The following is a 26,492-nucleotide window of genomic DNA, read 5'->3' on the forward strand; positions in this document are numbered from 1 at the left end:
GGATGGCGAATAAATGCCAAGCGCCATGCGCTAAGCACTAAACATTTACAAAAAGATATAAAGTAAAATTATGGTAGAGGTAAGACCAGACGAAGTATCGGCAATTATCAGACAGCAATTGGCGGGCTTCAAATCAGAAACCGAACTGGAAGAAGTTGGTACCGTGTTGCAAGTGGGCGACGGTATTGCCCGTGTTTACGGTTTAACTAAAGTTCAATCGGGAGAATTAGTTGAATTTGCAAACGGCCTACAAGGTATTGTATTAAACCTTGAAGAAGATAACGTTGGTGTGGTACTTTTGGGTGCTTCAGACGAGATCAAAGAAGGTGATACGATTAAACGTACCAAAAAAATTGCCTCTATTAAAGTTGGTGAAGGTATGCTTGGCCGCGTAGTGAACACTTTAGGTGAGCCTTTAGATGGTAAAGGTCCAATCTTAGGTGAAACTTACGAAATGCCTTTAGAGCGTAAAGCACCAGGTGTAATTTATCGTCAGCCGGTAAATGAGCCTTTACAAACTGGTATTAAAGCAATCGATGCCATGATTCCAATCGGTCGTGGTCAGCGTGAGTTGGTTATTGGCGATCGTCAGATTGGTAAAACTGCCGTTTGTATCGATACCATTATCAACCAAAAAGAATTTTATGAAGCAGGCCAGCCTGTGTTCTGTATTTATGTTGCTATCGGTCAGAAAAACTCTACTGTAGCTAATATTGTACGTACATTAGAAGAAAACGGCGCTTTACCATATACAGTTGTTGTTGCTGCTTCGGCTGCAGATCCTGCGCCTATGCAGTTTTATGCTCCGTTTGCAGGTGCTGCAATTGGTGAGTTTTTCCGTGATACAGGTAGACCAGCTTTAATTGTTTATGATGATTTATCTAAACAAGCTGTAGCTTACCGTGAGGTATCTTTATTACTTCGTCGTCCACCGGGCCGTGAAGCTTATCCAGGTGACGTTTTCTACTTACACAGTCGTTTGTTAGAAAGAGCTGCAAAAATCAATGCTAACGATGATATCGCAAAAGCAATGAACGATTTACCAGAATCGATTAAGCATATCGTTAAAGGTGGTGGTTCATTAACAGCTTTACCAATTATCGAAACTCAGGCAGGTGACGTATCAGCTTATATCCCAACCAACGTAATTTCGATTACTGATGGCCAGATCTTCTTAGAGTCGAACTTATTCAACTCAGGTATCCGTCCGGCAATTAACGTAGGTATCTCGGTATCACGTGTAGGTGGTAATGCGCAGATCAAATCGATGAAAAAAGTAGCAGGTACTTTAAAGTTAGATCAGGCTCAATACCGCGAGTTAGAGGCTTTCTCTAAATTCGGTTCTGATTTAGATGCGGCAACAAAATCGGTATTAGATAAAGGTGCACGTAACGTAGAAATGTTGAAACAAGCACAGTTCTCTCCATTTACAGTAGAGAAACAAGTTGCAATTGTTTACGCAGGTACTAAAAACTTAATGCGTAGTGTTCCGGTTAACAAGGTTAAAGAATTTGAAACTGAATTCTTAACTCAATTGGAATTACGTCATCCAGAAACTTTAGCTGCATTAAAAGCTGGTAAATTTGATGATAGCATTACTGGTGTTCTAGATACAGTAGCAAAAGAGATTTCAAGTAAATATTAAAAAGCTAAGCGCAGGGCGTAAAGCGTTTGTAACCCAAGCGCGCTACGCCCTACGCTCTTCGCACAAATAAAGAATGGCTAATTTAAAAGAAGTAAGAAACCGGATTGCATCGGTACAATCAACACAGCAGATTACCAAGGCTATGAAAATGGTTTCGGCAGCAAAGTTGAAACGTGCTACTAATGCAATTATCGCTTTACGTCCTTATGCAACTAAACTGAAAGAGATTTTAGGTAATCTATCTGCAAGTTTAGAAGGGTCTTCATCACCTTTTATCCAAGAGCGTGAGCCCAATAAGGTTTTAATTGTTACGGTATCATCAAACCGTGGTTTGGCTGGTGCTTTTAACATGAACGTAATTAAAGCGGCCAACAATTTAATTGCTGAAAAATATAGCGAACAGTTGAAAAACGGTAATGTGAGCATTATTTCTATCGGTAAGAAAACTCAAGACTTTTACGAAAAACGTAAATACAATGTTATTGGCAATAATAACGAGGTATACTCGGCGTTAACTTTCGAAAACGTAACTAAAATTTCGGATGCGATTATGGCTGGTTTTATTAAAGGTGAGTTTGATAAAGTAGAAGTAGTTTATAACCGTTTTAGAAACGCAGCAGTACAATTTATTACTACGGAGCAGTTGTTGCCTTTACCTAAAGCAGAAGAAGCCCCAGCTGATCTAAAAACAGATAAGAAAACAACAAATGTTGACTATATCTTAGAGCCTTCTCAAGAAGAAATTGTAGAGCAGTTAATTCCTAAATCAATTAAAATTCAGTTATACAAAGCCGTATTAGATTCTCATGCTTCTGAGCACGGTGCCCGTATGACATCAATGGATAAAGCAACTGAAAATGCCGGAGAATTATTGAAAGCTTTAAAACTTTCATACAACCAGGCACGTCAGGCAGCAATTACAACTGAGTTAACTGAGATTGTAAGTGGTGCAGCAGCATTAAACGGATAAGATCAAGTCTAGAGTCGGAAGCCTTTAGTCAACAGTCAAAATTACCAAAGCCCATTTCTGAATTGAAATGGGCTTTTTTATGACCCATGTTAAAGTAAATCCAAAATTATTATGGTTTTTGCGGATTGTAATCCAAAATTATTATGGTTTTTGCGGATTGTAATCCAAAATTATTATACTTTTGTATGGTAAAGATTTGCTATGATCATTAGGAAACAATTGGATTATGCCTCTGCAAGGCTCTTTAAGGGCAAGGCGTTTATTATATTTGGCCCAAGGCAAACCGGTAAAACTACTTTCGTAGAGCAGTTGTTAGCCAAAGTAGATAAAAGGACATTGTACCTGAACGGAGATGATGCAGATGTGAGGGAAGCTTTAGCCAGGCCCAATGCCACACAAATTGCGCAGCTGCTTGGTAATTATGAAATGCTTTTTATAGATGAAGCCCAACGCATAAATGATGTTGGCTTATTAATTAAAATTATTGTAGATCGTTTCAAAAACGTTCAGGTAATTGCTACAGGCTCGTCGGCTTTTGAGTTGTCAGGAAAGATTAACGAGCCTTTAACGGGCAGAAAATACGAAATGATGTTATTGCCTTTTTCGTATGCGGAATTGATAAACAATACCGATTTTCTTACGGAAGAAAGATCCCTAGAACAACGTTTAATTTACGGTTCTTATCCCGAAATCATTAATGATCCTCAAAATGCTGAAGAACATTTAAAGTTGCTTGCCGACAGTTATTTATATAAAGACTTATTTGCCCTGGAAGAAGTGAAAAAGCCTTTACTGTTCGAGAAAATAGTAAAAGCTTTGGCTTTGCAGATCGGGAGCGAAGTAAATTTTTCCGAGTTGGCTCAATTGGTAAAAGCTGATCAGAAAACGGTAGACAAATACATCAATTTACTTGAAAAATCTTTTGTGATTTTTACTTTACCAGCCTTTGCAGGCAATGTGCGTAATGAAATCAAAAAGAATAAGAAAATCTATTTTTATGATACCGGCATTGTGAATGCCATTACGCGTAATTTTAATTCAATCGCAAACAGAAATGATGTAGGTGCATTGTTTGAGAATTATATGATTGCAGAGCGGATGAAGTTTTTACATCAGCATCAAATGGAAGCAGATTGCTTTTTTTGGCGCACTACACAGCAGCAGGAAATCGATTATATTGAAAAAACGAAAGATAAATTATTAGCTGTTGAGTTTAAATGGAACGAAAGAGGTAAAAATAAAATTCCTACAACTTTTACACAAGCTTATCCGGAAGCAGAAACGCTAATCTTATCAAAAACCGATCGGGGAAGCTTTTTGAATGGTTAAATCTTATCTTTGTCCTTTATTTTACATGATGAGAAAATATATCCTAATTGCCTTATTGCTTGCCCCATTTTTTGTAATGGCCCAAAACCCTGCCCGCGATTATACCAATGCGGTGCTTTGGCAGCAAACGTCGGGCGAGTATAGGGCGTTATGCTTTCAGGCTTATAACTTTTCCCGTTTATCGCTAAAAGAAGCATTATGGGCCGATACCAGTAAAAAACCAAATTGTGTGATTGTTGATATTGACGAAACCGTTTTGGACAATTCTGCTTTTCAGGGGCATGAAATTAAAAAAGGACTAAGTTATGCACCCGAAGACTGGACCGAATGGACCAATCTGGCGCAGGCCGATACCGTTCCGGGTGCTTTGGCTTTTTTAAAGTTTGCCGCATCAAAGCATATCGAAACTTTTTATGTGAGTAACCGCGATGAAAAGGATTATAATGCAACACTGAAAAACCTACAGCACTTTGGCTTTCCCTATGCAGATGATGCACATTTAATCGTCTCGAAAGGAACTTCAAATAAAGAACCACGCCGTCAGAAAATTAAAGAAACACATGATATTCTCCTGTTATGTGGCGATAATTTAAGCGATTTCAGCAATATTTTTTATCGCGAAAATAAAAATACCTTTGCCCAGGTAAACGCAAATCAGAACCTGTTTGGAACAAAGTATATCGTATTACCAAACCCAATGTACGGCGATTGGGAAAAGCCTTTGTATCAGGGAGAAAAACTGAATGATCAGGATAAAGCGAAACAAAGATTAGAACGATTAAAAAGTTACTAAGTTTTATAATTATTCAGCAATAAGTATTACTTTTGCAGCATCATAAAAATAAACATTATGGAGAACAACGAATTAAAGCACAATACAGAAAGTATGAAAACGGCTAACCAGCCAGGAATTTATAAATTAATGATTTTTGGTGTACTGGTTTGCATGGTGGGTACTTACGCACGTTTCGCTTACGATTCGTGGCAAGTATCTTTAGCATCCTGGATTGTTTTGTTCATCGGTGCAATTATTGCCATTAAAGGTGTATTCAAAATATTAGATGCATAAGCGTTCTACTATCAAAATATAAAGCCGGTCATGTTCATTCATGACCGGCTTTTTTGTTTTATCATTCAAATTAAAATTAGTGTGTCTTTTTTTTGAAAAGCAAATTCAGAAGCAGTTTGGTTAAAACAGTCCCGCTATACGCTTTACTTCGTTGCACTACGTGTTCGCTCCTATCGGGATTTAGGATAGAAAGGGCTGCCCGGGTAACTTAAACCTGGCAGGAGCGGGCACCGAACGCAGAGAGGTAAAGAGGATGGCAGGGCTTTCGGAACCGATGCACACAGTAACCTGCTTTTCAAAAAAACGGTGAGGATTATCATAATTGCCCCTTAAACTCCTTTCCCGCTACTTCAAACCCAACATTGGGTTACCTAAATATAATTCTGGTATTAAGGGAAAACACAGCGTTAAAAGCTAACCAAAACGCTGTACTTCTTATGGCCATTTGAAGCAAATATTTAAATGATTATTTATTTAAAAACACACAATCATGAAAAGGAATATTATTGCTATAGCCATAATTTTGGCTCTGTTTGGCTGTAACGCTGAAAAAAAAGACTACGCCGGCGCCGATGTTGTAAGCAATGGAGAGCTCAACCGAGAAAGCTCAGATAGTACCGCTGTAGAGAAAATTGTCAAAACTGCTGATATGCGGTTTCGGGTTAAGGATGTGCAGAAGACCAAAGAACAGCTGAGTAAAACCATCAAAGCAGAAGGCGGAACGGTGGCTGAGTTTTCTATCGAAAGCTCTATCCAGGAAACCGATAAGGTTAAACAATCTACCGACTCGCTAAAAGAAATTACCTCCTATCGTACGCAGGGATACCTGGTGGCTAAGGTTCCATCCGATAAACTAGACGAATTTACCAATACCATTGCAAAAATGGCTGTCTTTGTCGATAACCAATCGATGAAAATGGATGACCAGAGTATCGCTTATCTCGCCAATAAACTAAAGGCACAGAACAGGATTGATGCGATTGAAAAAATTAATAAAGTAGCCACGAAGAAAAGTGCCAATGTAGAATCTTCTCTTTACATTAAAGATGATTATGTGGATAAGAAAATCGAGAATATGCAAATCGATAGCCGCGTAAAATTCAGTACCATTACCCTTAATTTTTATCAGGACAATACGGTTAAAACGATGATTGTTGCCAATGACAATCTGTACGATTACCGTCCGGCATTTATAAACAGGCTTTGGTTAGGTATTGTAAACGGCTGGACCATATTTAAAGAGATTATAATTGCTATTTCTAATTTATGGATGTTAATACTGGTGGGTATTGCAATCTTCTTTACTATAAAATATTTTATCCGTAAAAATAAATTAGCGATGGAAGAGGCCACCAAAACATGATCGATCAGGCCAGGCAATAAACAGTTATTTCATTATCGCTCCATGGCCCGTGTTCGCACGGGCCATTTTAAAATATACATTTAACAATAGACCCCGAAATAAATTTACTTCGTAACTTTCGTTAACTCAGGTAAGGGTGACGGGAACTTTTGGAACTATTTCTTCACCTTAACCGCTAAACCTTTAACCTTGGTTTTGTTATCGCTTACAAAGGATTCCCAACCCGAATAGTTTTTAGATTTACCACCTGTGGTAATTTTCTGAAAGGAATGGCAAACCGCTACGGCTAAACCATCGGTTGCATCTAAAAACTCTGGTGTTTCCTTGAAATTCAACAAGCGCTGCAACATGGCCGCCACCTGCTCTTTCGTGGCATTGCCGCTACCAGTAATCGATTGTTTGATCTTTCGTGGTGAATATTCGGTAACTGAGATATTTCTCGACAGGGCGGCTGCAATAGCAATGCCTTGCGCACGGCCAAGTTTTAATAATACCTGAATATTTTTACCGTAAAACGGGGCTTCGATGGCCAGAACATCAGGCTTATACTGATCGATTAAAACCACTGTTTTTTCGAATATCCGTTGAAGCTTAAGGAATGGATCATCTAAATGGGTCATCTTTACCACCCCTAAACTGATCAGTTCTGTTTTATTTCCCTTCTCTAAAATTACGCCATAACCCATCACCGCCGTGCCTGGATCAATGCCCATAATAACCCGTTCCTTTTTTTCGTTCAACATTACAGCAATATTAAGCATATTTGCAAACTAAAAAGATAATCTTGACAGGCAAGAACAAAAAAATATTATCATTTCTCATCAAAGCTGCAATCGTCATATTTGCTTTTTGGTTTATTTACCATAAGCTGGTGGCGAATAAAAATCTTCACGATTTCAGTACACTGTTAAAAGATATTCCGCAAACAGAAATTATTACGGTAATCGGTATCGTGGTGTTATTGATGTTTGTAAACTGGTTTTTAGAGGCCGGAAAATGGAAATACCTCATGAGCCACATTGAGCCCATTAGCTTTTACCGTGCCATCGAATCGGTATTTTGCGGATTAACACTGGCCATTTTTACACCCAACAGGCTAGGGGAATATGGCGGGAGGGTATTTTTCCTATCGCCTAAAAGAAGGATTGTGGGCATTGTAGCCATGAGTGTTGGCAGTATCGGTCAATTGGTACTAACCAATGTTTTTGGCGCTATTGCAGCCTGTTTTTTTGTTTACCGGTTTATCCCGATCGATCGTGTGCTGTTTATTGCAGTGGTATTTCTGGCTGTATTTTTCTGTCTGTTTTTCCTGGTCTTTTACTTTAATATCCGCTGGTTAAACGCGATTTTGCTCTCCATTAAATTCACCAGGAAATACAAGAAATTTTACAGCATTTTGGGCCGCTACCGAAAAAGAGAACTGTTTAAAATCATTACATACTGTTGTGCCCGCTACCTGGTATTTAGTTCGCAATATTTCATTTTGTTTATCTGGTTGATCCCGGGTTTGCATTATGCCGATATTATAATGATGACCTGTTTGCTCTTTTTGGTTCAATCGGCATTACCATCTTTAGATCTTTTTGATGTAGGCATCAGAAGTGTTACGGCGGTTGAATTATTTAAACATGTAACCGATCAACATGTAGCTGTTATTGCATGTACTGCAAGTATATGGCTCATAAATATTATAATTCCTGCTATCTTAGGCACTTATTTCGTTTTTAAACTCAATTTTTTTGGAAATCTTAAATCTAATTAGTCTTATATCCGCAGCTTTAACCTTAATTTATGGTTTTCTGGTGTTTAATTTTATTAGAGGATGGCATAACCTGATCTATTTTACGCCTCAAAAATCAGATCCGCAAACTAAAGTTTCTATTATCGTTGCTGCAAGGGATGAGGAAGCGAACATCACCAAAACCATTGATGACCTGATTGCACAGCAATATCCTAAAGTTTTAACAGAGATTATTATTATTGATGATCACTCTACCGATCGTACCGGCGAAATTGTATTGAGTTATGCAGACAGGAATGTGAAACTGATCAGGCTAAATGAAGACAGGGCCTTAAATTCATATAAAAAGAAGGCCATTCAAACTGCAGTAGGTACCTGCTCTGGCGATCTGATTATTACTACAGATGCCGATTGCAGGATGGGAGCCGATTGGCTGGCGACCATTGTAAACCTGTACGAGCAGAAAAATTATAAAATGATTTCTTCTCCTGTAGCTTACTTTCAGGAGAAAAGTTTCTTTGAGCGATTGCAATCTTTAGAATTTCTATATCTGATTGGTTTAGGGGCCTCTACCATTGGCAATAAGGAACCCTCTACCTGTAATGGTGCAAATTTGGCCTACGAAAAAGCAACTTTTTATGAGGTTGGTGGCTTCCAGGGAATAGATGATCTGGCATCGGGCGATGATGAGCTGCTATTGCATAAAATTGCAGCCAAATATCCAGATCAGATCGGTTTCCTCAAAAACAGGGAAGCCATTGTATATACCCATGCCAAAGAAACCTTAGGTTCGTTTATACAGCAGCGCAAGCGGTGGGCCTCGAAAAGCACCCGTTATAAAAACAAAGCCATTATCGTATTGGGCGTACTGATTTGGATTTTTAATCTTTCTATTCTCGCAAATTTTATTACCGGGCTTTTTGTTCCGGGCTTTTTAGCGATCACATTTTATCAATTATTGGTTAAAATGGTTTTAGAAACATTATTTTTATGGGATGTAACCGGCTTTGCAAAAAGACGTAGTTTACTCATTTTAATACCGGTTTTAAATGTGCTGCATGTAATTTATATGGTTTACATCGGCATTGCAGGAAACAGCGGCAAATACAATTGGAAAGGCAGAATGGTTAGATAATGGATAATAGCCCATCAAAAAAAGTATGGTTAAAGTTTAAACGGAATAAATTTGCTTTCGGCGGATTGGTTTTTATTTTACTTTTAATGGTGATGGGCATTCTGGGCTACCTCATTATGCCTGATGATTCTCCAAATGCCAATGTTCAGACGCTTCAGTTAAACAAAAAGAAACCCGGCAGTACATTCACTTTTTTAATTTTCAGCAGAAACCCGAAAGTAGAAAAGCTTAACTTTTTCGAAAGAATGTTAAACGGGCAGACACCAACTTTTAAAAGCATCCCGATTACTTCATATCAGATAAAAGATCAAGCCGTTTTTGTACAGGAATATATCGGCGACGATGAAAAAGCCAAAGAAACCAGGTACGAACTCAAGGACTTGTGCCCCTCTTGTGTATTGCCGTCGAAAATGGGTACACCTCAAGCGCTTTTCGAAAAAAATAACATCTACAAACAAACTTATATTTTAGGAACAGATATTTACGGACGTGATTTATTGAGCCGGTTAATTTTAGGTATCCGTGTTTCACTATCGGTGGGTTTAATGGCTGTGCTGATCTCCCTTTTTATTGGCGTGAGTTTAGGTGCTATTGCAGGTTATTTCGGTGGCCGTGTAGATGCTGCGATTAGCTGGTTTATGAATGTTGTTTGGTCGCTGCCATCATTATTGCTGGTTATTGCGATATCATTTGCTTTGGGTAAAGGTTTCTGGCAGATTTTTATTGCGGTGGGCTTATCCACCTGGGTAGATGTAGCCAGATTGGTACGCGGGCAGGTAATGGCATTAAAAGAGGTAGAATTTGTGGAGGCAGCAAGGGCCTTGGGCTTCAGCACGAGCAGAACCATTATCAAACATATCTTACCGAACATTGCAGGCCCGATTTTAGTGGTAGCCTCCTCTAATTTCGCTTCAGCTATATTATTAGAAACCGGCCTGAGCTTTTTAGGTTTTGGTGCCCAGCCACCGATGCCCAGTTGGGGGAGTATGATCAAGGAGCATTATGGTTATATCATTATGGATGCCGCTTACCTGGCTGTTTTGCCCGGTTTAGCCATTATGTTTACGGTTTATGCTTTTAATGTGCTGGCCATAGGCTTACGCGATGCCTTTGATGTAAAAGGACAGAACGTAACCGTTTAATCATAAAAAAAGCAGTACCAACTGCGATACTGCTTTACCCTCAAAAACAAAAATTTACGCTGTGGCAGTCAGTGTATTTCCTGAAACCGTAATCGGATAAACTTTTAGTGCACTCGTGGTGCCACCATCATTCGGTTGGGCTAAAATGCTTCCCGAAGTGGTATACCTCGAACTATGCAGGCCACATTGAATGTAATTGCTGGCCTGGATAAAACTTAAAGCGCCACCCTGGTGTGGACAAACGGCTTGTGTAGCCACAAATGAGGTACTTGCATTTCCTGTTGCAGTACGGATAAACAATATGCTGTTTACAGTGATAGATGCGCCAACAGTAAGTAACTGCGTACTCAGATCTACACTTGCGGTAGTACCTGAAGGAACACCCCCGCCATTAGGTTTGTCTGGTTCTGGTGAATCACTTTTTTTACCGCAAGCCGAAAAGCAAGCTCCGGTACAAACCATGGCAACACCCAGTCCCAATGATTTGATAAATTCGTTACGTTCCATAATTGTTTAGTTAATTTATATTTGGTTGAATTTGATCTACTTTGCTTTCTTCTTATCGAAGGAAAACCTTCGGGCAATACTAAAACCCCAACGGTATTGTCCTTTAAGCCAGGAAGTATTGGTATCGGTAATAAATTGCGATTCCTGTATAGCAGTGGCGTTGGTAAAATTAAGGTGGAAAATATGTCCGCCAGTTTCGAACTCTAGTCCGGCGCCAAGCGTTTTGTAATATTGTGTGCCCAATGTGCTTTCCAGATAAGTCTTTTTATCTTTATCCCTGAACGGAATGGTATAATCGGCAACAAAAGCCATGCGTTTGGTGATTTTGATACGGCCACCAACCGATAAGGCAAGCATATCGTTCTGATCGCCAAAAACAGTAAAATTACGATGGATGTAGGAGGGCATGATCAGCATCGAGAAGTTCGAATTGAATTTACGGGCAATTATGGCTTGTACTACATAGGTTAAACGGTCTTGAAATTCGCTGTAGGCATTCACGGCAGTTGGATCGGTTGAGGCTTTTACCGCCGCAATGGTGGTACTGCCAAATAATGTGACCGATACGGGTACTTTTTCATCAGATGTTTGTTCCAGCAGGCGATATTTTAAATTTCCTTCGTATAACTGAGTTACTATTCCAGCGCCTTTTGCCCTGGCTAAGCCTACAGAAAGTTTATCGCTGATTCCATATTCAAAACCGATGCGGATATCCGTTGATTGGTCCAGACCAAAAAAGTTTTTAATTCCACCCCCATGGCCAGCTATATCCCCAAACCGGTGGTCTACCCTAAAATCCAATTCGTTTTTAAAAATGGTTTCATTGGTTTGGATGTTAATGAGTTTAGTGGCCTTAAAAGTTGCGCTTACATTTTTCTTTTCAATGGGCATCTTCAGTGCATTTTCAAGCGAATCCTGGGCGAAAGCCAAAGTTGGCAAGCCAAAAATAAATAGGCATGTAAGAGATTTCAGATGATATTTCATAAGGTTTTATTTTTTAGGTTGATAAGTTGCGGTCATTTTTACCAGCACTGTTTCTGCAATTTTATTGAAAACAATTGTTGGGATTTTGATGGCGTGATCAGCAAGTTTCACATTAAATGCTGAAGTTGCCCTCACCTCATCAGCTGTAATCACCAGCGAACCTTTAACCTGATATTCTTTGGTAACGCCATGAATTTGCAGGTTCCCTTTGATGGTGATTGGATAAGTGCCCGGTTTTGAAAAATCAATTTGTTCTATAATTTTTCCTTTAAAATCTGAAGTGGGGTATTTATCGCTTTCGATATAGTTTTCGTTAAAATGTTCCTGCATCAACTTCTTTTTAAATTGAAAAGAAGTATTGTTGATCTTGAAAATGATCTCGTTGGTTTTGATATTAATGGCCGAAGCACCTGTTTTGCTCAATGCATCGATATCTTCAAGAGGTGTTGAAGAGAAAAATGAAGAAGTTACATTTTTACTTGTCCATATCTGCGCTTTTATACCGGTACATAATAACAAGGTTATTAAGGTGAAAAGTAGTTTTTGCATGGCTGTATTTGTTTAAATTTTTAATGAAACCATCTTGATTTTAGCGTTAATCTTTATTTATTATTCTGGCATACCTTTATCAACCCAGGCTTGTAGTAATGCTCTCTCGTTCGTGGTTAAAGAGCCGCCTTTGGGCATCGTTTTAGTAACCAAAACCGCATTAGCTACGCGGGCATCATTTTTTATGGAGGCTAATCCATTTAATGCCCATACACTTTTCATGGCCCCATTTGGCCCATGGCAACTATTGCATTTGGTTTGAAACAGTGCCCCGCTAAAATTAGTGTAGGTTACATTCGCCGTGGTTACAGGTGTTGGACCATTGGGTGTTGGTGTTTCGGGCTTTAATTCCTCTGCCTGTTTTTTTGAGCAGGCAAAAAGCAAGGCGGTAATGGTGGCCAGTAAAAAGATAGAATTTTGTTTTTTCATAGGTATTTAGTTAAGATTAAAATTGGTGGTAGATTCATTCTATATCATGTTCGATTGGTATGTGGCGCAATTGAAATTTTTGCCTTCACGTCTGAATTAGCTTTTGCTTTTACCGATATGCATAACATGATCAGAAATACAGCAAATAGAATTGCGATAACTTGTTTTTTTGCAGCCATATCCGATTTTTTAAAGATTTATGTTTTGTTTATTTAAAAACCATAACTGTTTTTACAGCAATCAAAGGTTTTTAAGTAATTTCTATTGAAATCTTAATCGTTACGTACACTTTTATGAATTGGTTGCCTGCAATAAAAAAAACACAAAAAAAAGCCGTCCCAATTTTACATCGGGACGGCTTTTAAGATAAATTATATCTAAAAACTAGTTAAAATCTTCAGCCTTTAATGGCGGATTAACTTTAATATCTTTAATTACAACTGAAAACTCCTGTGAACCTTGTGGGGTTGCCACCGATTGGGTTAAAGTAAACGGAAATAATACATCACCAACTTTCTTGTAGTTTGAATATTCCGTTGCCTGGCTAATTTCAGCTCCACCTTTGGTAGTGGTGCTCTCATCTTTTAAAAGCAGGCCCGATTTGGTGTCGTAATATTCAGTTTTCTTTTTGCCTGAAGGAGAGGTAATATTTAATTTAAATGCATCAGCAGTACCCACTTTGGCAGTACCTGCAGATTCAATTTTAGTTCCATCAGTGGCATAATACAGCTGACCACCATAACCTCTATCATCTTTCTTTTCAGCCAGGTCATCGCCAGTTAATTCGGCTTTTTGACCCATTTGCATTGCATAACCAGTTTTACCATTGTAAACTTGTTTCATCGCCGTTTGGCCTCCCATAGAAATTTCCATGCTGCTCAAGTTAGGGGCCATATTTTTGATGGTAACTGTAAGTTTTTGACCTTGCATTTCCATTTCACCATTTTGCTGTAATGACGTGATTTTTTTAATGGCTTCTTCGCCACCAATGGCTTTAATGTAGTTTTTGATAATTTCTGCAGGTGCAGCTGTTGGTACAGCAGCAGTTTCGGTTGCTTTAACCGAATTTGCATAGTTATCATAAACCTGTGTTTTAAAACCTGCTTTAGTTAAGCCTGCTGCAAATGCATCGGTTTTGCCTACAATAACAATACGTGTATTGTCGTGGTTAAAGTATTTTTTAGTTACCCTTAAAATATCATCGGTAGTTACCGCATTAATCTTTTGTAAATAAGTACGGTAAAAATCCTTCGGTAAGTTATTAATCAAGATATTGCTCGCAAAACCTGCAGTACGGGCCGGATTTTCTAAACCCAGTGCAAACGATCCGTTGAAAAGATTTTTCGCATTCTGTAATTCGTCAGCAGTTACCTTTGTGGTACGAATGGTGTTAATTTCTCTTAAAAATTCTACCACTGCACTGTCGACTTTCTCATTTCTAACCGCAGCATTGGCCGAAAATTTAGACTGGAAACGACCTGAACCTGTGCTCGAATACGCACCATAAGTAAAGCCATGCTTCTCACGAAGGTTGTCAAATAATCTCGATTCACTACCACCACCTAAAATCTGGTTGGCCAATAAAATCGGGAAATAATCAGGGCTGCTCATTGGCAAGTCGATTAAGTTTACAACCGTAATTTCCGATTGAACGGCGTTGCTCACATTAATGATATCAACTTCGGTTTTGGCAGGATTAGCAACTTTAGTCAGTACTGGTAAAGTTAATGCCGTTCCTTTCCAATCGCCAAAGGCCTTCTCTGCTAAAGCTTTTGCTGCTTCCAGTTTAATATCGCCTACAAAGGTTAAGTAACCTCTTGATGGGGTAATGTATTTCTTATAAGCTGCTTTTACATCATCTAAAGTAATGCCTGTGATTGAAGCTTCGGTTTCAAACTCTCCGTAAGGATGGTTTTTGCCATAAGCCAATGCATTTACAACACGTGCTGAAATGGCTTTTGCACTTTTCTCATTCGATTTTAATCCAGTGATGGTTTGCGATTTTAGTTTTTCGAAAGATTCTGCAGGAAAAGCAGGTTTACGGATGCTCTCTGCCATTAAAGCAAATGCCTGAGGGAAATAACGGGTTAAAGCCGAAACACTACCGCCATAAGCACCAGCACTTACATCGGCACCCAGCTGATCTACTGCCTCATCAAACTGTGCTTTTGTTTTGGTGGTGGTTCCTTCATTCAGCATATTGCCCATTAAACCAACCACGCCGGCTTTTGCGCCTTCAGTAATAGGACCTGCATCGATACTGTAACTGGCTGATACTTTTGGCAGTTTATGGTTTTCTACCACCAAAACAGTGATACCATTTGCTAATTTATAAATAACAGGATCGCCAACAGTAATAACAGGCGCCGGACCTGGTTTTGGTTTGTGACTTCGATCTATAGTTTGTGCTGAAATACCTTGAGCCAATAAGGAAACTGCAGCTATAATGAATAATTTCTTCATGTTTTTAATAATTAAAATGAAAAAGCGGTCAGCTTATTTCTTAGGTAAGTAATACAATACAACTCTTTGGTTTTTGTTCAGGTACTTTTTAGCAACGTCTCTGATCTCCTCGCGGGTAATGGATCTGATGACCTCAAGTTCCTTGTTGATATCGTTTGTATCCTTATCATGGAAAGTATAACCATCTGCAAGATTTTCGGCAACGCCTAACATTTTACTGTTTGCACTTACATAGTTGTTTTCGAATTTATTCTGCAGTTTTTTATAGTCGCTTTCGCTAATTAAATCGGTTTGAAGGCGTAAAACTTCTTCATCGATATCTTTTAATAAATCGTTAAGCGGTGTATTTTTATTGGGTAATGCCAGGGTGATGTAAGCACCGTAATCTTCAAGCGAATAGTTAAAAGCAGCAACCTGTAAGGCTGTTTTCTTTTGATCGACCATTTTAGTGCTTAATCTCGAGCTTCCGCCTTCTGATAAAACAGAGCTGATCATACCTAATACCTTGCTCTCTCTGCTCTTCATGCCTGGTACACGATAAGCCGCGAAGATGGCTGGGATCTGGATATTAGCATCGTAAGCGGTATCGATAATCTCTTTGGTAATTTCTGGTAACTTGAATTCCTGACGTACAATTGGTGCACCTTTAGGTACTTCGGCGAAGTATGATTTTACTAAAGCTTTAGTCTTCTCTATATCTAAATCGCCGGCAATGGTTAAAACCGCATTGTTTGGCACATAATACTTTTTAAAGAAGGCAATAAACTCACTCAGTTTTGCAGCATCTAAATGCTCCATTGAGCCAATTGGTTGCCAGCGGTAAGGGTGACCAGCAAACAAATGGCCGAAAATTTTCTCTGTAAATTTTCCATATGGTGAATTGTCTATGCGTAGACGTTTTTCTTCTTTTACTACTTCGTTTTGTGTTTTTACCCCGCCTTCGTTAATTACCGGGTGCAACATTCTTTCACTTTCTAACCATAAACCGAGTTCCAGTTGGTTTGATGGAAAAAGTTCGTAATAAAAAGTACGGTCCTGAGAAGTATTGGCATTGTTCTGTCCGCCATTACTACTCACTAATTTCATAAATTCACCTTTTTTGATATTATTCGAACCTTCAAATAATAAATGTTCGAAAAAGTGAGCAAAGCCTGTACGTTGGGTTTCTTCATCTTTAGAGCCAACATGGTACATTACTGAAACGGCAACAACGGGAGCGGTTTTGTCTTGGTGTAGGATGACATGGAGACCATTGTCCAGGTCGAATTCCGTAAACTGTACTTTTTGGGCAGAAGCACTTAAGCACAGACCGGAAATGGCCAAAGCAAAAAGAATTCTTTTTTTCATAGATAATTTGTTTTTAATGATTAGAAATAATCAAAAGCGAAAGCGAGCAACTATTTCATTAAATAAGTTAATTTGGATTTTTCACTAGCGTGAAGAATAACAAGGATGGGCCTAAATTATGGATTTAAACAAAAAAAGCGAGTATTTACACTCGCTTTTTTTAATATATTTTATCTCCAGACCTTGTATTGGTTAATTAAGCCGTTGGTAGAACTATCGTGGCTCGAAACTTTTTCGCTGCCGGCCAGCTCAGGAAGAATCTTTTTGGCCAGTTGCTTGCCAAGCTCTACGCCCCACTGATCGAAACTAAAGATGTTCCAGATAATTCCCTGAACAAATATTTTATGCTCGTAAATGGCTACTAAGCTACCTAAGGTATATGGCGTTACTTTTTTCAATAATATAGAGTTTGTTGGGCGATTGCCTTCAAATACTTTAAACGGCGCAATTTTTTCAATCTCTGCAGCTGATTTACCTTCTTTCTTTAACTCGGCGGTTACTTCTTCTTCGGTTTTGCCGTTCATTAAAGCTTCAGTTTGAGCAAAGAAATTCGATAGTAAGATCGGGTGATGATCGCCCAGTGGATTTAAACTCTGTGCCGGAGCAATAAAATCGGCAGGGATAATTCTGGTACCCTGGTGAATTAACTGGTAAAAGGCATGTTGGCCATTTGTTCCAGGTTCGCCCCAGATAATCGGTCCGGTTTCATAATCAACCTCATTCCCGTTTCTATCAACATGTTTACCGTTGCTTTCCATATCTCCCTGTTGGAAATAAGCCGCAAAACGGTGCATATACTGGTCGTATGGTAAAATAACCTGTGTTTCTGCATTGTAGAAATTAATGTACCAAACCCCTAATAAACCTAAAATTACCGGTAAATTGCTTTCAAATTCAGCAGTTTTAAAATGCTCGTCGGTTGCGTGTGCACCAGCCAGCAATTGTTTAAAATTATCAAAACCTATACTTAAGGAGATGGATAAGCCGATAGCGCTCCATAATGAGTAACGACCGCCAACCCAATCCCAAAACTCAAACATATTTTCGGTATCGATACCAAAAGCCGAAACATCTTTGGCATTGGTAGATAAAGCTGCAAAGTGTTTAGCAATATCATTTTCTTTTCCACCTTTATCTAAAAACCATGTACGGGCAGAGTGTGCATTCGTCATGGTTTCCTGTGTTGTAAAAGTTTTTGATGCGACTAAGAATAATGTGGTCTCGGCATTTAAATCGGCTAAGGTTTCGGCAATGTGTGTGCCATCAATGTTCGAAACGAAGTGAATGTTTAAGTGGTTTTTATAATGCTTTAAAGCTTCGGTAACCATTACGGGGCCTAAGTCTGATCCACCGATACCGATATTAACCACATCAGTAATGGCTTTACCAGTATAACCTTTCCATTCGCCGCTGATGATGCTATTGCTAAATTTCTCCATTTTAGTCAGTACTGCATTTACTTCAGGCATCACATCTTTGCCATCAACTAAAACTGGGGTATTGCTTAAATTACGGAGGGCAATATGAAGCACCGAGCGGTCTTCGGTTTCATTAATCTTATCGCCGTTATACATCGATTTTATCGCATCGTCCAATTTACACTCGCGTGCCAATTGAATCAATAATGCCAATGTTTCATCGCTGATGCGGTTTTTGCTGTAATCCAGCAGAATATCCTCAAAAAAAACAGAAAACTTATTGAAACGATCTGCATCTTCAGCAAAAAGATCTTTAATGCTTTTTTGATTAATATCTATAAAATGATCGGCTAAATACTTGTAGGCCTCTGTTTCTGTGAAATTTACTTTAGGTAACATAATCTTTGTTTTTTTGTAAAAGTAATAAAGCAAAAATTTAAAATGGTCTTTTTAATGTTCTAAATCAATAAGAATTTTTAATGTCGATTAAACCACTTAACTTTAATACACCGTCCCTGTTAGTTCATCAATTATTTTAACCTTTAATTCTACGTTATGTTAGAAAATTTAAATGAAATGGTGCGTGAAAACGTACAGGAGAGTGTTGTAAACAATACTGCTATTCCGAACGAACACAATGAAGCCGTAATTCAGGCTGCGTCGGGTTCGATTTTCGATACACTGAAAGACCAGGTATCATCAGGTAATATTGGCGCATTAACGGATATATTTAATGGTAACAAGGCAGAAGGTACTCAGGTTGCCGCGCAGGCTTCGGGGAGTTTTATAGATAAATTAAGTGGTCTGGGCATTAATGCCGATACCGCAAAGTCTTTGGCGGCAAGTATTATTCCGGGCCTAATAGCCAAGTTTACCCAAAAAACAAATGATCCGAACGATAGCGCTTTTAACATTAAAGATGTGTTGGGAAGTTTGGGAGGTGATGATGGTAAATTTGATGTTAGTGATGTAATCGGGATGTTTAATGGTGGCGGGCAGGCACAGCAACCCGGCCAAACCGGTGGTGGCGGTATTATGGATAAACTGAAGGGGATGTTTGGGTAAAAATTTCTCTTGCTCATTCTACAATTAAAAAACACAAATCTTTCTTAAAAAGAGTTGTCAACTTTAATAGCAAACCAGCCATTAAAGTTGACAACTATAAATTTACACCTAACACAAGGCACAATTCCATCTCTCCCCAAAATTGTTTAGCTTAGGGCACCTAAACTAAATAGTTCATATATGAAGAAAATATTCCTGATCGGTTTTTCGTTACTGGCATTAAATTCTTTTGCCCAAAAATCAGATTTAAGACCATTGGTTTCGAAAAAAGCGGATGCCATCGAACAAAAAGTAATTGCCTGGAGGCGCGATTTTCACGAACATCCTGAATTGGGAAATACTGAAGTACGAACAGCCGGCATTATTGCAAAACACCTGGAATCTTTAGGTATACAGGTAAAAACAGGTGTAGCCAAAACAGGCGTGGTGGGTGTGCTAAAAGGCGGCAAACCCGGCCCAGTAGTGGCCTTGCGTGCCGATATGGACGGCTTGCCGGTTACCGAGCGGGTAGATGTTCCATTTGCCTCAAAGGTAAAAACACAATATAACGGACAAGAAGTAGGTGTAATGCATGCCTGTGGACATGATAGCCATGTGGCTATTTTAATGGGCGTAGCAGAAGTGCTGGCTTCTATGCAAAAAGATATTCAAGGGACAGTGAAATTCATTTTTCAACCTGCCGAAGAAGGTGTACCTGCCGGAGATGAAGGTGGTGCAGCTTTAATGATTAAGGAGGGTGTGCTCGAAAACCCTAAGGTCGATGTGATTTTCGGTTTGCATATTAACTCTCAAACTGAAGTTGGCGATGTAACTTACCGCCCGGGTGGAACAATGGCTGCTGTAAACGATATGAAGATTACCGTTACCGGCCGCCAGGCACATGGGGCTTATCCATGGAACAGTATCGATCCGGTGGTGGTTTCGGCTCAGATTATTAACAGTTTGCAAACTATTGTGAGCCGGAATTTAAATGTGACCGAAAATCCAGGCGTGGTTACCATAGGAGCCATTAATGGTGGTGTTCGGTCGAATATTATTCCCGAAAAGGTAGAGATGCTGGGCACGGTACGTAACTTTAGCAAAGAAGATGAGGCCATGTTTATCGAAAGGATTAAAACCATCGTAACCAAAACGGCCGAAGCAGGTGGGGCTACCGCCGAGGTTAAAATCCCCTACAGCAACCATTATCCGGTTACTTTTAATCATATTGCCCTAACCGAAAAAATGCTACCAAGTATGCAAAATACAGCAGGTAAGGATCATGTGAAATTAAAACCACCCGTTACAGGCGCAGAAGACTTCTCTTTCTTTCAGGAAAAGATACCAGGCTTATTTGTGTTTTTAGGCGGAATGCCAAAAGGTAAAGACCCCTTAAAGGCCCCATCGCACCATACCCCCGATTTTTATCTTGATGAAAGCGGCTTCGTATTGGGTGTTAAACTGCTTTCAAACCTTACTTTAGATTATATGTCGATGAAGAAATAAGATGATGGTTAAATCATCTTATTTCTTTACTGGCTTTTTGCCAAACTGCCTAGGGTAATACGAAAAGGTCGTCATAAAGTATTGTTGTAATACATTTTGAGTGCCCAGGGTAAAACTGTTGGCGCCACCGTAATTAATGATGTTGGTGTTTTGATGAAGTAAGTCCATTGCTGAGAATTTAAACTCCGCATTATTCCCTTTCAGAAAGCGATAAACCGCACTGGCATTCCAGATGGCAAAATTAATACTGGCAGCACTGTTCGATTTGCTGGAGTTAAAGCTGATGTTACTGCTTAAGGTAAATTTTTTGGTCACATTGTAAATGCTGCTTAACGAAGTCGTTATATTTAATCCACTGTATTTGGTGTTAAAAGCTTCCTGCTCCGATCGATAAGTATTAAAACCCTGTGCTACTTCAGTAGCAAATTTATCCTTGTAGGTATAGTTTAAACTTAATTTTGCTTCTGTATTTAAAGTATTCGAAAAACTGAATACATCATTTAAATAACCTGGGTTTTTGGCAATATCTATACCTCCATTTAAGCCTAGCTGCAGTTCAGAAGTTTTTAGTTTTAAAGCTTTTCTTAAATAACCATCAACATTTAAATACTTATTTCCATTGGCATTGGTTAAATAAGCTGTACGCTTATTTTGGCTGTCGATAAAAATACTATCTACTATAGCATCATCAATCATACCCGCCGAAATACTAAAGTTATAATTTAAGGTGTTTTTGCTTTTCTGATCCGACCGGTCTAAGCTAAAGTTAATGGATCTGTTGGTGGCTTCCCGCAGTTTAATATTCCCCCGCTGCAAATTGTACAAATTGGTACTATCGGTTAAAGGGGCCAGTTGTTGTAAATTGGGTATGGTGATATCTGTTTTATAGGTTAATGATATTGAATTATAAGATTCGCCATACTGATAATTGCTATAATTGATATTTACCTCTGGCACAAATCTGTTGTAAGTTCGGTTAATATTTTGCTGCGCCTTATCCGATCTGTTATCCTGAAAAATAAACCGCTGTTTCGCAGAAATCCCAATATTTAAACTTTTGCTGAATCTGTTTGATAAACTCTTGTGGAAAGATTTACTTAAAGTTAAGCCAGGGGTTTCGTCAGCGGTACTGGTTTTGGTGTTATTGCTTAAATAGGTATTTGTAGCATAGGTACCAGCCGTTAAATCTTCTACCAGGTTATGATCGGTACTGTTATTAAGTGCTAAATTATTGTTTAAGGATAAATCGAAGCCTGCAAGATTTTTATAGCCGAACAACAATGATTTTAAATTCGGCAGTTCTAATGATAAGGTCTGGTTAAAAGATTTCCGCTGTGTATCATACCGCCTGTCATAATCTCTGTTAGTGGACGCATTTACAAAGGACCTGAAGGAAGTTAAATTCGATCTTTGGCTATCATTGTCATTTACTGATAACTGATAATTTGCGTTAAGCCCACCAAAAGTATGTTCTCTTCTGGTGATATAATTGGGAGACATACCGTACCTTATACCAAGATTAAAGCCCTTGTTATTAAAATCATTTTGACCTTTTGTATTATTGGTGCTTGTTAACACATTTTGGCCATTAAAAGCACTTCTTTGCGTGTCGTTACTCGAGTTGCCATTGTTTAAAGACATCGATTGGTTAATATTTAAACGGTGGTTTTTTTTAACAAAATCGAGACTGGAAGTAAAGTTTTGATTGGTTGAGGTGCTATTCCCCGTGGTGGTGTTGGTGTCGAATATTTTATCGGTAGCATTTATAGATGTGGTTGTTTGCGCATCATATCTATTTTCATTATTTCTATTCTGTACAAAATAGTTGGCATTTATGGTACTTCTTTTATCGTAAGCGGGCTTTTCAATGAAATTATAAGTAAAAGTTACGCCGCCAATATTCGGTTGATTGATACCTGATTGTCTGAAATCGGGCTGATACTCTACATTGGTCGTTAGGCCCTTAAAAGTACTGTTAGCGGTTAGCGATCTGATGCTACTGGCGGTTTTATTAATGTTGTTGCTTGCACCAATAATACCGAGTTGCATTTTGGGAGAAAACACATTAAAACTTGCATCAGTTTCGTACTTCTTAGTAGTGCCATAACCCGCACCAATTTTGCCAAAATAACCAATGTCTTTGCCTTTTTTAAGCTTTAAATTAACCGTTAAAGTACTGTCAAGCGGGTTGTCCTCTTTCCGTTGTCGATATACCTGTACCTTTTCTAATGCATTTTTTGCAATGTTTTGGGTAGCCATTTTAATGTCACCACCAAAAAACTGTTTTCCGTTTACCAATAAGCTCTCTACTTTACGACCGTTAACGGTAATCTGCCCATCACCCCAAAGGGTTACATTGGGTATTTTGCGCAAAAGGTCTTCTACAACCGCATTACTATCCAATTTAAAAGCTGCGGCATTAAATTCTAAAGTATCACCATTCATGGTAATGGGGGCTACCCTAATCTCTACATCCTGTAAATTGTTGTCTTTTATCGCGATAATTAATGTTTTTAAATCCAGTGCGGCTTTCCCGTCAATAATGGTGAAGTTTTTACGGAGCAGCTGGTAGCCGATATGGCTTATTTCTACATACATTTTAGCATTGAGTGGTAAGTTTTTGAAGCTAAACTCACCGTAGTTATTGCTCAGCTGATAGCTGATTAAGGTGCTATCACCTTTAAACAACGATACTGTTGCCGATTTTAAATTGTAGTTGTGTGTAGTATCTCTGATCACACCCTTTACTGCCCCAATTTGTGTGGGGTTAGCTTGTTGGGCTTTAGCATTGTAAGAACTGAATAAGATTAAAAATAAGATGAGGTAGCGTAAGGTATGGCGCATTTAGATGGGGAAATTAATTTTGTTTAGGTTTAAGTTTAATAATGATGGGGTTGCTCTTTTTATTCTGCGTTTTAAAATAAGCTTCCAGATTTGGCGGGTATTTTGTTGTTTTTCCTTCGCTTTGCTCTTTAAAAGTAAACATGGCTAAAGAAGAGTAATTGGTGTAGAAATAACCGTTTTCGTACATATGAAAGCCACGACTTTTAAAATCATAAAAATCACTGCTGGCATCAGTAACGGGTAAAAAAGACGAAAGTGAATCAGGCTCCAAATCCTGCACAGAGGTCAGCTCACCGGTTTTCAGGTTGTAAATAATTGCGCTTTTAATGCTTGGATCCCAGCCAAAATTATTCATTTGGAGGTAAAGATTATTGCCTACTAAATAAGTATTGCTTAAACCGTAAAAAATCTTAGGATTGTTTCTAAAGTACTCTATGCGCTTTTTAGTATAAACAGGGTTAGTTAAAAAATCGTTAGGTAAAGAATTTGTTGCAGGAAATATAATATGATAGGCAAGCGAAAGTTTAGTAGGACTTACCTTGAAGATGTCATTTGAATAGTAATTTAAAAAAAACATTTCATTTTCCGATCCATATTGATAAAAGTGTGAACCCGCGCTAATAAATTCATCTGTTTGATACCTTTTTTTGTTATAAGGGAAATAACCAACCGAATCCTTATTATTAATTATACCCAATTCATAAAAGGTACTATCCTTACCGGCTTTTAGGATGAAATCGGGCCTCACCAGCGCTTGGTTAGCCAGTTTAAAGTCGCGATTGTTGCCCTGTTTATTATGCTCTTTGAGGGGTATTTTTTTGATCTGCTTGCCATTTAGATCAAAATAAAAGGCATTGGATTGGGAAGAGAGAATTATAAATTCAGTATTGTTTTCCTTCCTGGTGGTAAAGCCATAAAATTGTGCCTTGTCTTTGTCGTTTTTTTCTTGCTCTATTTTACTTGCGTTAATTTTTGACCTGAACTTACCATCTTTTGTAAAAATAAGAATAGTTTTGGTGTCGTAATCAAAAATTACATAATGGCTGTCAATAATCTTCAATTTATGTATATTGCCAAAAAGACTTTCTTTAGTCGTTTCGAGGGGGATAAATTCTACTTCGCTAAAAACCTGAGAAACAGCTGCGCCACGCGCAGTTTGAGGGTCGATACGCAGTGTGGCCATTTCAGAGCTATCTATTTTACCTGTTTGCGCAAATGTTGCCGTACAGAAAAATAAATACCCTAAAATAAAAAAGAGCATTTTCATTTGTGTTGGTTAAGATGTTAATATTTGTTTGGTACTAACAGACTGATTTGAACTTCGCCACTTTATATAATGGCGTGTATTTGAATTCCGGTCGATCTGATAAATATTCCCGAAAATTAATCAATTAAATAGTTAGTTGATTGTTCATTTTTTGATTTTAACAAGTTTTAACAGCCAAGTTACTGGAAGTGTTAATTTACGGTTACCCGTGGTTAAAATATAAGTCATTTAATTTAGTCAAATGCTTTTTCGATATCCTTAATTTCTCAATGGTAAAAGGATCTAAATTATTGTAGACCATTAAGAAGTGAAGATAATTAAGGTTTTGGTTAGATCCTTATTAATGTCCTTAATTTCTCAATAGTAAAAGGATCTAAATTATTGTAAACCATTAAGAAGTGAAGATAATTAAGGTTTTAGTCAGATCCTCTTAATGTCCTTAATTTCTCAATGGTAAAAGGATCTAAATTATAAACCATTAAGAAGTTAAGATAATTAAGGTTTTGGTCAGACCCTCTTAATGTCTTTAATTTCTCAATGGTAAAAGTATTATGGCTGTTTTCTCCACCATTAATAAGGGATGATCGTTAAGGTTTTGGTTAGCGTCTCCTTAATAGTATCTCATATTTACTATATTTGCTACCATGACCAAAGAAAATATTCAAGATTTAAGGGACAGAGTAACGTCGCTGAGGAGGTATCTTTGACGTTGATGAGCTACTTTACGCCATACGCGAAGAAGAAAAATTAACAATGGCGCCCGATTTCTGGGACGACCCTAAAAAAGCAGAAAAAATTCTTGCCGAAATTAGTTCAAAGAAAAAATGGACGGATGGCTTTAACCAAACCAATAATGCGGTTGAAGATGCAGTTGTGATGTTCGAATTTTTTCAATCGGGCGATGCTTCTGAAAAGGAATTACAAGACCAGTTCGACATTAGTAAAACTGCCGTAGAAGAGCTGGAACTTAAAAATATGCTCCGTAGCAAAGAAGACCAGCTTTCTGCCGTTTTACAAATTACTGCCGGGGCCGGTGGAACAGAAAGCTGCGATTGGGCTTATATGTTGATGCGGATGTATATGATGTGGGGAGAAAAAAACGGTTATAAAATTACCGAGCAGGATAGTCAGGAAGGGGAGGTTGCCGGTATAAAATCGGTAACGCTTCAATTTGATGGCGATTTCTCTTACGGTTATCTTAAAGGCGAAAATGGTGTACACCGTTTGGTACGGATTTCTCCATTCGATTCGAATGCCCGCAGGCATACGTCTTTTGCCTCTGTGTATGTTTATCCCCTGGTTGACGATACCATACAGATTGATATTAATCCTGCTGATATAGAATTTGAAACATTCAGGGCTGGTGGAGCAGGCGGACAAAATGTAAACAAAGTTGAAACAGCTGTGCGTTTATACCACAAACCTTCAGGCATTATTATTAAAAACCAGGAATCGCGATCGCAGTTGCAGAATAAAGAGAATGCGATCCGTTTATTAAAATCTCAGTTATATGAAATTGAAGAACGGAAACGTAATGAAGCAATTGCTGCGGTGGAGGGATCGAAAAAGAAAATAGAATGGGGCTCACAAATCAGGAGTTATGTGCTCGATGACAGGCGTGTAAAAGATCACCGTACCAATTATCAAACCTCAAACCCTGATGCCGTTTTAAATGGCGATATAAACGATTTCCTGAAGGCTTATCTTATGGAGTTTTAAACTAAACCTTCAGCTCAGTTA

General features: G+C 38.5%; 22 protein-coding genes. 12 read left to right on the plus strand and 10 right to left on the minus strand.

Annotated elements, in window-relative coordinates:
* Positions 1 to 70: 70 nt before the first annotated feature.
* From atpA to AC07YT_RS21860, 6 genes are all read left to right on the plus strand, one after another.
* On the plus strand, positions 71 to 1,645 hold the full coding sequence (atpA, locus tag AC07YT_RS21835; RefSeq protein WP_055912900.1) for a F0F1 ATP synthase subunit alpha: 1,575 nt from the start codon (positions 71 to 73) through the stop codon (positions 1,643 to 1,645).
* A 73-nt stretch (positions 1,646 to 1,718) separates the two neighbouring features.
* Positions 1,719 to 2,615, plus strand: coding sequence for an ATP synthase F1 subunit gamma (gene atpG, locus AC07YT_RS21840; RefSeq protein ID WP_086547934.1), 897 nt, complete (start codon positions 1,719 to 1,721; stop codon positions 2,613 to 2,615).
* A gap of 201 nt (positions 2,616 to 2,816) precedes the next feature.
* Positions 2,817 to 3,944 carry an ATP-binding protein gene (locus tag AC07YT_RS21845; protein WP_086547933.1) on the plus strand — a complete coding sequence of 376 codons (1,128 nt, stop codon included), beginning with the start codon at positions 2,817 to 2,819 and terminating at the stop codon, positions 3,942 to 3,944.
* Positions 3,945 to 3,972: 28 nt separating this feature from the next.
* Entirely contained in the window at positions 3,973 to 4,737 is a 765-nt protein-coding gene (locus AC07YT_RS21850) for a 5'-nucleotidase, lipoprotein e(P4) family (RefSeq protein ID WP_086549429.1), read from the plus strand.
* A gap of 57 nt (positions 4,738 to 4,794) precedes the next feature.
* Entirely contained in the window at positions 4,795 to 5,013 is a 219-nt protein-coding gene (locus AC07YT_RS21855; protein WP_029278686.1) for a hypothetical protein, read from the plus strand.
* A gap of 490 nt (positions 5,014 to 5,503) precedes the next feature.
* Positions 5,504 to 6,376, plus strand: a complete 873-nt coding sequence (locus AC07YT_RS21860) for a DUF4349 domain-containing protein (protein WP_086547932.1) — start codon at positions 5,504 to 5,506, stop codon at positions 6,374 to 6,376.
* 155 nt (positions 6,377 to 6,531) lie between these two features.
* Here AC07YT_RS21860 and ruvC read toward each other — a convergent pair whose 3' ends face one another.
* Positions 6,532 to 7,119 (minus strand): crossover junction endodeoxyribonuclease RuvC, encoded by a 588-nt coding sequence (gene ruvC, locus AC07YT_RS21865; RefSeq protein ID WP_086549428.1) that lies wholly within the window; start codon positions 7,117 to 7,119, stop codon positions 6,532 to 6,534.
* Positions 7,120 to 7,160: 41 nt separating this feature from the next.
* Between ruvC and AC07YT_RS21870 the strand changes: the two genes are divergently transcribed.
* Genes AC07YT_RS21870 through AC07YT_RS21880 form a run of 3 tightly spaced genes read left to right on the plus strand, consistent with a single transcriptional unit; the run spans position 7,161 to position 10,394 of the window.
* Positions 7,161 to 8,138 carry a lysylphosphatidylglycerol synthase domain-containing protein gene (locus tag AC07YT_RS21870; RefSeq protein WP_086547931.1) on the plus strand — a complete coding sequence of 326 codons (978 nt, stop codon included), beginning with the start codon at positions 7,161 to 7,163 and terminating at the stop codon, positions 8,136 to 8,138.
* Positions 8,116 to 9,252: a glycosyltransferase family 2 protein gene (locus AC07YT_RS21875; RefSeq protein WP_086547930.1), complete on the plus strand. Its 1,137-nt coding sequence runs from the start codon at positions 8,116 to 8,118 to the stop codon at positions 9,250 to 9,252. The genes AC07YT_RS21870 and AC07YT_RS21875 overlap by 23 nt, the downstream gene beginning before the upstream one ends.
* Positions 9,252 to 10,394, plus strand: coding sequence for an ABC transporter permease (locus AC07YT_RS21880; protein WP_086547929.1), 1,143 nt, complete (start codon positions 9,252 to 9,254; stop codon positions 10,392 to 10,394). The genes AC07YT_RS21875 and AC07YT_RS21880 overlap by 1 nt, the downstream gene beginning before the upstream one ends.
* 54 nt (positions 10,395 to 10,448) lie before the next feature.
* Here the strand turns inward: AC07YT_RS21880 and AC07YT_RS21885 are convergent, their stop codons facing one another.
* The 7 genes from AC07YT_RS21885 to pgi form a co-directional block, all read right to left on the minus strand.
* Positions 10,449 to 10,901 (minus strand): QcrA and Rieske domain-containing protein, encoded by a 453-nt coding sequence (locus tag AC07YT_RS21885; RefSeq protein WP_086547928.1) that lies wholly within the window; start codon positions 10,899 to 10,901, stop codon positions 10,449 to 10,451.
* Positions 10,902 to 10,937: 36 nt separating this feature from the next.
* A complete protein-coding gene (locus tag AC07YT_RS21890) occupies positions 10,938 to 11,885 on the minus strand; it encodes a DUF5777 family beta-barrel protein (RefSeq protein WP_086547927.1) in 948 nt (315 codons plus the stop codon).
* Between the two features lie 6 nt (positions 11,886 to 11,891).
* The gene (locus AC07YT_RS21895) at positions 11,892 to 12,434 is read right to left on the minus strand and encodes a YceI family protein (RefSeq protein ID WP_086547926.1); all 543 of its coding nucleotides are present in this window, start codon (positions 12,432 to 12,434) and stop codon (positions 11,892 to 11,894) included.
* A gap of 60 nt (positions 12,435 to 12,494) precedes the next feature.
* Positions 12,495 to 12,863 carry a hypothetical protein gene (locus AC07YT_RS21900; protein WP_086547925.1) on the minus strand — a complete coding sequence of 123 codons (369 nt, stop codon included), beginning with the start codon at positions 12,861 to 12,863 and terminating at the stop codon, positions 12,495 to 12,497.
* Positions 12,864 to 13,247: 384 nt separating this feature from the next.
* Positions 13,248 to 15,326 (minus strand): M16 family metallopeptidase, encoded by a 2,079-nt coding sequence (locus AC07YT_RS21905; protein ID WP_086547924.1) that lies wholly within the window; start codon positions 15,324 to 15,326, stop codon positions 13,248 to 13,250.
* A 33-nt stretch (positions 15,327 to 15,359) separates the two neighbouring features.
* Positions 15,360 to 16,673, minus strand: coding sequence for a M16 family metallopeptidase (locus AC07YT_RS21910; protein ID WP_086547923.1), 1,314 nt, complete (start codon positions 16,671 to 16,673; stop codon positions 15,360 to 15,362).
* Positions 16,674 to 16,843: 170 nt separating this feature from the next.
* Positions 16,844 to 18,490, minus strand: coding sequence for a glucose-6-phosphate isomerase (gene pgi, locus AC07YT_RS21915; protein WP_086547922.1), 1,647 nt, complete (start codon positions 18,488 to 18,490; stop codon positions 16,844 to 16,846).
* Between the two features lie 156 nt (positions 18,491 to 18,646).
* Between pgi and AC07YT_RS21920 the strand changes: the two genes are divergently transcribed.
* Together AC07YT_RS21920 and AC07YT_RS21925 are read left to right on the plus strand one after the other, a co-directional pair.
* A complete protein-coding gene (locus AC07YT_RS21920) occupies positions 18,647 to 19,156 on the plus strand; it encodes a hypothetical protein (RefSeq protein WP_086547921.1) in 510 nt (169 codons plus the stop codon).
* 180 nt (positions 19,157 to 19,336) lie between these two features.
* Positions 19,337 to 20,641 (plus strand): amidohydrolase, encoded by a 1,305-nt coding sequence (locus AC07YT_RS21925; protein WP_086547920.1) that lies wholly within the window; start codon positions 19,337 to 19,339, stop codon positions 20,639 to 20,641.
* An 18-nt stretch (positions 20,642 to 20,659) separates the two neighbouring features.
* Here the strand turns inward: AC07YT_RS21925 and AC07YT_RS21930 are convergent, their stop codons facing one another.
* Entirely contained in the window at positions 20,660 to 23,485 is a 2,826-nt protein-coding gene (locus AC07YT_RS21930; RefSeq protein WP_086547919.1) for a TonB-dependent receptor, read from the minus strand.
* A gap of 13 nt (positions 23,486 to 23,498) precedes the next feature.
* Positions 23,499 to 24,752 carry a DUF4934 domain-containing protein gene (locus AC07YT_RS21935; RefSeq protein ID WP_086547918.1) on the minus strand — a complete coding sequence of 418 codons (1,254 nt, stop codon included), beginning with the start codon at positions 24,750 to 24,752 and terminating at the stop codon, positions 23,499 to 23,501.
* A 644-nt stretch (positions 24,753 to 25,396) separates the two neighbouring features.
* On the opposite strand from AC07YT_RS21935, the gene prfB reads away from it, so the two are divergent.
* Positions 25,397 to 26,471 (plus strand): peptide chain release factor 2 gene (gene prfB, locus AC07YT_RS21940; RefSeq protein ID WP_145954278.1). Its coding sequence is split into 2 segments (ribosomal slippage): positions 25,397 to 25,456 and positions 25,458 to 26,471, totalling 1,074 coding nucleotides; the frame shifts between segments, so codons are not numbered across the junction.
* Positions 26,472 to 26,492: the final 21 nt, after the last annotated feature.

It is taken from the genome of Pedobacter sp. GW460-11-11-14-TSB4, assembly GCF_059423705.1.